The sequence below is a fragment of the Kitasatospora sp. NPDC090308 genome, from assembly GCF_044769485.1.
Lineage (GTDB): Bacteria > Actinomycetota > Actinomycetes > Streptomycetales > Streptomycetaceae > Kitasatospora > Kitasatospora fiedleri.
In genome coordinates, this window is record NZ_JBIVXY010000024.1 from 60,495 (window position 1) to 70,710 (window position 10,216).

Below are 10,216 nucleotides of genomic sequence, written 5' to 3' on the forward strand. Positions count from 1 at the left end.
GCCCGTCCGGCCGTCCGCCGGGCGAACCGGCGGGTTCCCACCGCTCTCCGGCGGGTTCCCACCGGCCTCACAGGGTGAGCGGCAGCTCCAGGTGGGTGCGGGCGAGTTCGCGGATGCCGGGGCCGTCCATCAGGTGGATGCGCTGGTAGCGCTCCTCGCCGGTGAGGTCGAGCGCCTCGTCGGTGAACCGGCCGCAGGTCATCCGCAGGCCGCGGTCGGCGCCCTCCTCGCGGACCGCCTCGGCGAGGGTGGCGATCTCCTCGGCGGTGACGGGGCCGGGGCCGCGGGAGGCCCACACCACCCAGCGGCCGGGCAGCCGGCTGCCGGGTTCGCCCTCGGCGGTGGCGACCAGGCCGGCCGGGCCGCGCAGCCGGACGCTCCAGTCCCGCAGGCCGCCCGCGGTGAGGACGGCGCGCACCAGCCGGGCGAACTCGCCGGGCGACAGCTCGCCCAGCGCGGGCACCGCGGAGGACGCGCTGCCCCAGGGCAGCACCGCCTCGTCCGCGTACGGGTCGGGGGTGATCACGGCGGCCAGGGCGCGCAGCCGCAGCAGCGACTCGTCGTGCTCGGCCTCCGCGTAGACGCCGCCGTCCGCGCCGCCGTCGCCCAGGTGCCCGGCGTCGGGGACCAGCCGGGTGCGGGCCAGCGCGTCCCGGTCGGCGTCGACGCTGAGCAGGCACCGCGCGGGCCGGCCGGGGAGGCGCAGCCAGCCGTTCAGGACGACGCCGGACAGCACCTGTTCGGTGTCGACGGCGTCGGCGGCCTGCAGGGCGCGCAGCGCGAGCCGGGCGGCCAGCCGCAGGTAGTCGGTGCGGACGTCGGCGGCGGGGCGGGGCACGGGTTCGACCGCGCCGGTCTCGGTGAGCCGGTAGCCGGAGAGCGCGGGGACGGTGTCCAGCGGCGGCAGGTCGAGGTCGAGGACGGCGGTGCGGGTGAGGGCGCGGAAGACGGCGTGGCAGGGGGCGGGCAGGTCCTGGGTGGCGCCCTCGGCGGCGGCCAGGGCCCGTTCCAGCAGCGATTCGACCGCGGCGGGCTCGGCCTGCCGGTAGGCGCGGCGGCACTCCTCCAGGCTGTCGTTGTACTCCTGGACGGCCCGGGCCCGGGCCCGTTCGGCCTCCTCGTGGGCCTGCCGGGCGGCGACCGCGCCGCTGTCGGCGAGTTCGGCCTGCCGGGTGCGCCACTCGCGCAGCGCGCGCTGGTGGCGCAGCCGGGCCTGGGCGAGTTCGCGCTGGTAGCCGGAGTCGAGCAGGCGGCGCGAGCGCGGCTGCTCGGGGCCGGCGCCGGCGGGCTCGGGCGGCGCGAAGTCGGCCCAGGCGGGCTCGGGTTCGCCCGTTCCGGGCCCGGCGTCCGGGAACGGCCTGGGCTGGTAGCTGCGCAACTGGCTCTCGAAGTCCATCGCAGAGACCGGCCGGGCGGCCCGGCGCAGCAGGTCGGCCAGGCGCTGGTGGTCGGCCTGGACGGCGAGGGTGCGGTGGTGGGTGAGCGCGGCGGCCCGGCCGTGCGCGGCCACCGGGTCGTCCGGGTCGGCGGGCGCGTCCGCCGGGCCGGGCTGCGGCGGCACCGCGGCCGACGGCCCGGCTGACGGCCCGGCTGACGGCCCGGCCGGGGGCTCGGGGGGCTGCGGTCCGGCGGGGGGCTCGGGGTGGGCCCCGGTGGGCTCCTCGTCCTCGTCGGCGCCGAGTTCGTGGAACAGCGAGGCGAGGAATCCGGGCTGGAGCACCGTGGTGGTGCCGTCGGCGCTGCCCTCGGCTGGATGCTGCATCGGCGGTGGTTCCCCCTGCTCGTCCGGCGCACGTCGGCGGGCCGCCGCGACGGGGCCCGAGCAGCATTGTCCCCCGTTCGGGCTCCGGGGTCAGCCAACCCGGTTGGTTTGGCCGACCCTTGACGTCCGCTCAGGCCGGACCGGGGGCCGTCCGCCGTGCGGGCGCGGGTGCGGGCGCGGGCGCGGTGCGGGGTCCGCCCCGGGCGGGGGCCGGAGCGGCGCCGGCCCCCGCCCGGGGCGGTCAGTTGGTGCGGGTGTTGGTCAGGTGCAGCCCGATGTAGCCGACGTAGATCCGGCCGCTGCCGGAGCAGTCGTCCAGGTAGTGCACCCGGGGGGCGGTGCCGCCGCCGCCGATCCGCAGGTGGGCGCCCATGAACGCGCGGCAGGAGGAGTCGACGTCGGGCGGGACGGGCAGCATCCGCTGGCGCTTCCACTTGCCGTGGCTGGCGACGGTGCGGGACTCGCCGCGGACCGCCTTGCGCGGCGGGAAGCGGTGGCAGCCGGGCGGGGTGTGCTCGCACCACTGCTTGAAGTCGCCGCCGGCCTCGCCGCGCACGGCGGCGTCCGCGTACTCCTGGAGCGCGGTCAGACCGTCCCAGGTGAGCCTGGCCCAGCCGTCGGCCTCGCTCTGGCCGTCCAGGGCGAGCGTCTCCTTGCTGTCGCCGGTGAACTCCAGCAGCGCGAACTCGCTGAATCGGTCCACGAGTTCACCGAAGCTGGCGGGGCCGGTGCCGCACCGGGCGCGGCGCGGTTCGCGCGGGGTCTCGATCCGCAGCCGGCAGCGCTCCAGCCGCACCGGCGGGCGTTCGACCGCGGCCCGGGGCGGGGCGGGCGCCTTGCGCGCCTCGGGCGGCAGCCAGAGTTCGGGGACGGCGGCCAGCGGCGCGGGCAGCGGCAGTTCGGCGGCGATCCGGCGCGGCTCGCGGGCCAGCAGGGCGGCGGCGCGGCGCGGGTTCTCGTCGATCCGGCCGCGCGGCAGGACGGGGTGGCGGGCGGCGTCGGCCCGGGAGGCCGGGTCGACCTCGGGCAGGAAGGTGCGGACCGCGCCGCCGTACACCTTGTGGTACTCCAGGGCCAGGTTGAACCGGGGCAGCGCGCCGTGCCCGAGCACGTACAGCGAGGCCAGGCCGGGGAGTTGGCGCACCAGCGGGTCGAGCACCTGCTGCTGCCAGCGGTCGACCGGCACGGCGGGCGGGACGCTGGCCACCACGGTGGGCAACCGCCGTTCCGGGTCGCAGAGTTCGTCGATCAGGCCGTCCAGGTCGGCGGGTGCCAGCAGCCGGGGCGCGACGGCCAGTGGCACCGGGCCCTCGGCGGCGTCGAGCAGGGGCAGCAGGCTGCGGACCAGGTCGGGGACGGGCACCCGCCCGGGTGGGGTGACGGTCGGGCCGGCGGGGAGGTGTTCGGCCTCGATGAGCAGCCGGGTCGGTCCGTCGGCGGTGTCGGAGGCGAGGGTGAGGGTCAGTTGGTCGGTGCCGTGCACGGCGGGCGTGCGCAGTCGGCGGCGGCTGTAGCGGGCTCCGGGGCCGCGGCCGGGCAGCGTGCCGTCGTCGCGGTCCAGCAGGACCCGGTCGCCGAGGCGTAGTCGCTCGGGCGGCGCCTGCCGCTCGCGGGGCGCGGGCTCCTCGTGGCCCTCGGACTTCACCTGTTCGGCGAGGAGTTGGTCGACGAGGGCGGTGGTGTCGTGGTGCGGGCGGGGTGTCGCTGCCGTCAGCCGGTACGGTGGCTGGGCGTGGTCGGTGGGCATGCGCGGAACCTCCCGTGGTGCGGTGCTGGGGTCTGCGAGTCCTCCTCCCCGGAGTCGTTGGCGAATCGTCGGTCGTGTCTCTAGGAGACGAAGCGATCAGGAGCGGAAGTTCCGGATCGGGCCCCGCTTCCTTCGATCGGGTGTCATCGGACGGCAACGGGAACACCGTCCGTGCCGCCTCTGCTACCCGCCCGTCCGCGATCAATGCCGGGCGTCCCCCGGTCGGCGGTCAGACCTCGACCTCGACGAAGGTCCGCCCGGCCGGGCGGGCCGCGGCCGAGCCGCCGGTCGCCTCGGCCAGCCAGGCGTGGAACTGCGCCGTCGCCGGTTCGGGCACGCCGACCTCGATCCGCACCCCGTCGGCCAGGTACTCCAGCCCGGCCACCGCGTACCCGGCCGCCCGCAGCTCGTTCTCCAGTCGCCCGGCCCGGGTGTGGTCGACGGCCACCGACAGCAGCACGACCGGCCGGCGCTCCAGCAGCCCGACCTCGTCCAGCGCCTCGGACACCGCCGCGCCGTACGCCCGCACCAGGCCGCCCGCGCCCAGCTTGATCCCGCCGAAGTAGCGGGTCACCACGGCGGCGGTGTCGGTCACCCCGCGCCGCCGCAGCACCTCCAGCATCGGCACCCCGGCCGTCCCGGCGGGCTCCCCGTCGTCGCTGGAGCGCTCGCGCGGCTGCTCGCCGCCGACCACGAACGCCGTGCAGTTGTGCCGGGCGTCCCAGTACCGCTTGCGGACGCCCGCGACGAACGCCTGCGCCTCGTCCTCGTCGGCGACCCGCGCCAGGTGGCAGATGAACCGGGACTTCTTGATCTCCAGTTCGCGGCTGCCGGAGCCCCGGACGGTCAGGTACGGCTTGGGGCTCGGCTCCGCCATGGCGCTGGTGCTCTCCGCTGTCGGTCTCGTCTCGGCGCCCGGTCCCGCGCCGGTCCTCCCGTCCAGCCTATGCCGTGCGCCGGGGGCCTCCGTCCGGCTGGACTCCGTCCGGCGGCGGACTCAGCGTCCGGCCAGGGCGTCCAGCCGGGCGCGGTCCAGGCCGGTGCGCCCGGTGACCTCGGCGGGGTCGACGGCGCCGCAGTCCAGGCCGCGCAGCACGTAGCCGCTGAGCGCGCGGGCGGTGGCGGGCTCGTCCAGCACGTCGCCGCCGGTCTTGGCGACGTACGCGGCGAGCCGGGCGCAGGCCGCGGCCAGGCCCTCGCGGTAGAAGGCGTAGACGGCGGCGTACCGGGTGGGCAGGTGGGCGGGGTGTATGTCCCAGCCCTGGTAGTAGGCGCGGGCCAGCGAGCGGCGGACCAGGCCGTGGTGCAGCCGCCAGGCGGCGTGCACCTGATCGGCGGTGCCGACCGGGACGACGTTGGTGGAGCCGTCGGAGAGCCGGACGCCGGTGCCGGCCGCGGCGGCCTGCATGACGGCCTTGGCGTGGTCGGCGGCCGGGTGGTCCATGCTCTGGTGGGCGGCGCTGACCCCGCAGGCGGCGCTGTAGTCGAAGGTGCCGTAGTGCAGCGCGGTGGCGCGGCCCTCGGCCGCCCCGATCAGCAGCGCGACGGTGGCCCGGCCGTCCGGGCCGAGGATCGCCTGGGTGGTCTCGATCTGGATCTCGAACCCGATCCGTCCGGCGGGCAGCCCGGCCCGCCGCTCGAAGTCCTCCAGCAGCCGTACCAGCGCGGTGACCTGGGCGGCGTGGGTGACCTTCGGCAGGGTCAGCACCAGCCCGTCCGGCAGCCCGCCCGCGGCCACCAGGGTGGCCAGGAACAGTTCCAGGGTGCGGATGCCGCGGGCCCGGACGGGAGCCTCCAGGCACTTGATCCGGATGCCGACGTACGGCGGGGCGCTGCCGTCGGCGACCGCCGCGGCCACCAGGCGGGCGGTCCGGACGGCCTCCGCGTCCTCCTCGGCGTCGGGGCGCGGGCCGTAGCCGTCCTCGAAGTCGATCCGCAGGTCCTCGATCGGCTCGCGCTCCAGCTTGGTCCGCACCCGGGCGTGCACGTCGGCCAGCAGTGCGTCGTCCGCGACCCCGAGCGCCGCGGCGAGCCGTCCGGGCGTACCGGCGTGCTCGTCGAACGCGGCGAGCGCCTGCGCGCCCCACTCCCGGACGGTGTGCGCCCCGAACGCGTCGGCCGGCACGTACACGGTGTGCACCGGCTGCCGGGAACCGCGCTCGCCCGGGTAACGGCGCGTCAACTCGGCGTCCACCGGCGCGAGCAGCGCCTCGACGGCCGCCAGGGCGGCGTCCGAGAACGAGACGGGCTGGACGGCATCGACCTGGGCGGGCTGCGACATCCGGGGCTCCTCCACTCACCGCGCGACTTCAACAATTTGTTGAGGCGAAGGTAACGGCGGGTCCGCGGAACCGTCAATGGCCGCCCGGCCGGAAGAACCGGCGGACGGCCATCGCACCTGCTGTACGTCTCTCCAAACGGGCCCCGCAGGGGGCCGCCAGGTCACTCGCCCCGACCGGACTCCATGTACCTCTCCTGGAGGTCCTGCCAGACCTTCTCGACGTCCTTCACCGTGACGCCGCCGTCCGGCCGCGAACCCGGGACGCCGCGCTGGCTCAGGTACTCCGCGAAGCGGCGCTCGTCGGGGTGCCGCTGGTTCTCCTCCATGTAGCTGACCAGCGCGTCGAAGCACTCGTTGGCGTCCAGCACCTGACCCGCGCCCGCGATCGGACGGCGCGCCGGGGCGTCCCCCTCGTCGAACGGCAGCGGTTCCGACTCGGAGGCCATCATCGACTCCAGCCGCATCGGCCGGCCGGGCACCAGGATCGGCTCCGCGCCCTCCGCCACCGGCACCTGCTGCCGGACCGCCTGCGGACGCGCCGCCGGACCGTGCCCGTTCGCCGCCGGACGGTACTCCTCCGCCCGGTACTCCTCCGGGCCACCACCCTGCTCCGGGTACGCCTCGGCCCGCGACACCTGGTAGCCCGGCTGCGGCCGGACCGCCACCGCCTCCTCCGGACCGCTCGGCCGCGGCGCCTTGAACCACGGCGACGCCTGCCCCGGCACCCGCGCCGTGTGCACCTGGTCGGGCTCCGCCACGTGCGAGCGCACCGGACGGGCCGTCCACACGTTCAGCTCCGCGGACGAGTCGATCACCGGCGCGGCCTGCGCCGCCTCCGGGTCCTGCTGGTCGCGCAGCCGCACCGCGGCCAGCTTCGCCAACGTCGGCACCGCCACCGCCGCCGAGACCGGCGGCACCGGCTGGGGCTGCGGCTGGGATTCCGGCGCACCCGACGCCGCGGCCTGGGCCTGCGCCTGGATCGGCCGCTGGACCTGAGCCGGCTGCTGAGCCTGCGTCACCCCGCCGCCCCGCACCGTCTGGACGGGCTGACCTGCCGCCACCGCCTGCGCCGACGACCCCGCCTGGACGGCCGGAACGGCCTGGGCCGACTGCTCGACCGCCGCCGCGCTGCCCGGCACCACCAGCGGACCGTCGATCCGGTCCAGCACCGTCGGGTCCAGCGGGACGCCGTACTTCGCCAGCTTCAGCGGCAGCAGCGCCTGGAACGGCGCCGACCGCCGCCAGCCCCGCCCGTACCGGAACCGCAGCTGCGCCCGGTACACCAGCCGGTTCTGCTCCAGCCGCACCGTCTCGTCGTACGAGCGCAGCTCCCACAGCTTCATCCGCCGCCACAGCCGGAACGTCGGCACCGGCGACAGCACCCAGCGCATCAGCCGCACCGACTCCATGTGCCGGTCTGCGGTGATCGCCGCGATCCGCCCCACCGCGTGCCGGGACGCCTCGACCACCACCACGAACAGCACCGGGATCACCGCGTGCATCGCCATGCCCAGCGCGTCGCCCCAGGACGCCGCCGCGTTGAACGCGATCGTCGCCGCGGTCAGCAGCCAGGCCGTCTGCCGCAGCAGCGGGAACGGGATCCGCAGCCAGGTCAGCACCAGGTCCAGCGAGAGCAGCACCACGATGCCCGCGTCGACGCCTATCGGGAAGGCGTAGGAGAAGGCGCCGAAGCCCTTCTCCATCGCCAGGTCCCGCACCGAGTTGTACGACCCCGCGAAACCGATGCCCGAGATCACGCACGCGCCGATGGCCACCACACCCAGCAGTGCCCGGTGCGCGCGGGTAAGGGAAGGACGTGCCATTCGTTGATCAACCCCTGGGACTCGGCAGCTGCCGTATACGACCTGTAGCCGCCGAGTACACGTCCCCGCCCCGGGGCGCACGCATCATCACCGCGTCAGGACGCGATGCCGGTACGCCGTCGACAGACTCGGCCCACCGGATACTACTCGTACGGGCGTTCCCCCCTGTCGCCAGCCCGGACCACCACCGCACCTCCACTGGTCCACACCACCGCACGCACCACCGCAGCCCCCGTTCCGGGCTCCGCCCGCCCGCTTCCTCCCGTCTCCTCCCCTCTCCTCTCCCTCTGCGCCTGCTCCTGCGAGCCGCGCGCCGGGCCCTCCACGGCCGCGCTCAGCCGTCCACCAGCCGCTCCGCCGAACCGTTCAAGTACGCCAGCACCGCCAGCACCCGCCGGTTGCCGTCCTCCGTCGGCGCCAGCTCCAACTTCCCGAAGATGTTGGCGATGTGCTTGGCCACCGCGCCGTCACTGACCGTCAGCCGCGCCGCGATCGCCGAGTTCGAACAACCCTCCGCCATCAGCCCCAGCACCTCCCGCTCCCGTGGCGACAGCCGCTGCAACGGCCCCGACACCGCGTTGGACTGCAACAGCCGGCCGATCACGTCCGGATCCATCGCCGTCCCTCCGGCCGCCACCCGCCGCACCGCGTCCACGAACTGGTCGGCGTTGAAGACCCGGTCCTTGAGCAGGTACCCCACCCCGCCCGTCCCGTCCGCCAGCAGCTCGCGCGCGTACAACTGCTGCACGTGCTGCGACAGCACCAGCACCGGCAGCCCCGGGATCTCCCGCCGCGCCGCCAACGCCGCCTGCAGCCCCTCGTCCGTCAGCGTCGGCGGCAGCCGGACGTCCACCACCGCCACGTCCGGCCGCTCGGACAGCAGCGCGGCCAGCAGATCCGGCCCGGTCTCGACCGCCGCCGCGATGGTGAACCCGTGGATCTCCAACAGCCGTGTCAGACCTTGGCGGAGGAGGTAGAGATCCTCGGCGAGGACAACGCGCACGGCAGCTCCATCATGATCGTGGTCGGCCCGCCCACCGGACTGTCGAGCGAGATCGTTCCGTCGAACGTACCCAATCGCTTCTCGATCCCCCGCAGCCCGCCGTCCGCCTCCATCCGCGCACCCCCGTGCCCGTCGTCCGTCACCACCACCCGCAGCCGGCCCGCCCGGTACAGCACGTCCACCCAGGCGTGCCGGGCCCGGGCGTGCTTCGCCGCGTTCGCCAGCAGCTCGCTCACGCTGAAGTACACCGCCGTCTCCAAGGCCGCCTCCGGACGCCCCGGCAGACTCACCGTCACCTCCGTCGGCACCACCGCCGTCAACGCCAACTCCCGCACCGCGTCCGGCAGTCCGCGCTCCGCCAGCACCGGCGGATGGATCCCCCGCACCAGGTCACGCAACTCCTGCAGGGCCTTCGCCGACGCCTCCCGCGCCTCCGCCAGCAGCTCCATGGCCGCCGCCCGATCCGTCCCCATCAGGTGCTCGACCGCCCCCAGCGTCAATCCGATCGTCACCAGCCGCGCCTGCGCCCCGTCGTGCAGATCCCGCTCGATCCGCCGCAACTCCGCCGCCTGCGCGTCCACCGCGTCCGCCCGGGTCTCCGTCAGGTGCGCCACCCGCTCGGTCAGCTGCGCCCGGCTCTGCCGCGGCCCGTCCCCCAGCACCCGGCACGCCCACACGCCGTGCCGCTGCACCCCCGCCGGCAGTCCCGACAGCCCCGCCACCACAAGCCCCACCCCGAACAGGCCCGTGCCCACGGCCTTCATGTAGCCGCCGAGCTGCCCGAACGTGTCGTGCAGCAGCCACCCCGCCGCCCAGAGACTTACGACGCCCCCGGCCACCAACCCCAGGAACGGCAGCACCAGCACCAGCAACCCCGCCGGATTCGCCACCAGCCAGAGCGCCTCCCGCCTGATCTGCGAATCGCGCACGGCCCACTGCACGAACTGCACCGCCCGCGCCACCTCGTGCCCCCGGTGGTACGAGTGCCCCGTCCACCAGAACCCACGAGGATCCTGCTCCAGCGCCTCCCTCGGCGAATACACCACCACCCACGGCTGCGCCGCCCTCCGCTCCACCCGCCGCCGCGTCCACGCCGCGCCGTGCCGCACGAACCAGTACGTCGACACCGTCCAGACCAGCGCCATGCTCAGCGCCGCCAGGCAGTACGGCACCAACGCCCCCCCGCTGAAGAGGTGGAACGCCACCACCCCCGTAAACACCGCCGCCAGCACAGGCACCGCCAGCCCCACCGCGGCCGCCGCCGTCATCACCACGGCCTGCCCGCCGGCCCGCACCGCCGCCCGAGCCCGCTCCCCCCACTCGGGCCCGAAGGCCACCCGATCGAACCACGCTGTCGTCGCCAAGACCACTCCCCGAGAAGTCGAACCCCGTTCCAGAACGCTCCCCAGTCTCTCCGCGGTCCGCCGGTCGGCACATTGGCTGTGCCACCCGTCTTTGGGGTGGACCTAGCACCACCCCTCTTACTGGCTTCCACTGGCCGTTGCTCCCGGGAACGCGAAAAAGCCCCCTGACATCCCGTCAGGGGGCTTTCCCACAAAGATTGTTCGGCGGCGTCCTACTCTCCCACAGGGTCCCCCCT

At 75.4% G+C, this 10,216-nt stretch carries 7 protein-coding genes; all 7 read right to left on the bottom strand.

Annotation, left to right across the window (positions count from 1 at the left end; genetic code table 11):
* Positions 1-67 precede the first annotated feature (67 nt).
* Positions 68-1,762, bottom strand: a complete 1,695-nt coding sequence (locus ACIQVD_RS32615) for a restriction endonuclease (protein WP_402292551.1) — start codon at positions 1,760-1,762, stop codon at positions 68-70.
* Positions 1,763-2,003: 241 nt separating this feature from the next.
* Positions 2,004-3,509: a hypothetical protein gene (locus ACIQVD_RS32620; protein ID WP_402292552.1), complete on the bottom strand. Its 1,506-nt coding sequence runs from the start codon at positions 3,507-3,509 to the stop codon at positions 2,004-2,006.
* Between the two features lie 229 nt (positions 3,510-3,738).
* The gene (locus ACIQVD_RS32625; protein ID WP_400693464.1) at positions 3,739-4,386 is read right to left on the bottom strand and encodes a YigZ family protein; all 648 of its coding nucleotides are present in this window, start codon (positions 4,384-4,386) and stop codon (positions 3,739-3,741) included.
* Between the two features lie 120 nt (positions 4,387-4,506).
* Entirely contained in the window at positions 4,507-5,790 is a 1,284-nt protein-coding gene (locus ACIQVD_RS32630; protein WP_402292553.1) for a DUF6986 family protein, read from the bottom strand.
* Positions 5,791-5,951: 161 nt separating this feature from the next.
* A complete protein-coding gene (locus ACIQVD_RS32635) occupies positions 5,952-7,613 on the bottom strand; it encodes a DUF2637 domain-containing protein (protein ID WP_402292554.1) in 1,662 nt (553 codons plus the stop codon).
* A 334-nt stretch (positions 7,614-7,947) separates the two neighbouring features.
* Entirely contained in the window at positions 7,948-8,616 is a 669-nt protein-coding gene (locus ACIQVD_RS32640) for a response regulator transcription factor (RefSeq protein ID WP_100840478.1), read from the bottom strand.
* On the bottom strand, positions 8,568-9,980 hold the full coding sequence (locus tag ACIQVD_RS32645; RefSeq protein ID WP_402292555.1) for a sensor histidine kinase: 1,413 nt from the start codon (positions 9,978-9,980) through the stop codon (positions 8,568-8,570). Before ACIQVD_RS32645 ends, ACIQVD_RS32640 begins: the two co-directional genes overlap by 49 nt.
* Positions 9,981-10,216: the final 236 nt, after the last annotated feature.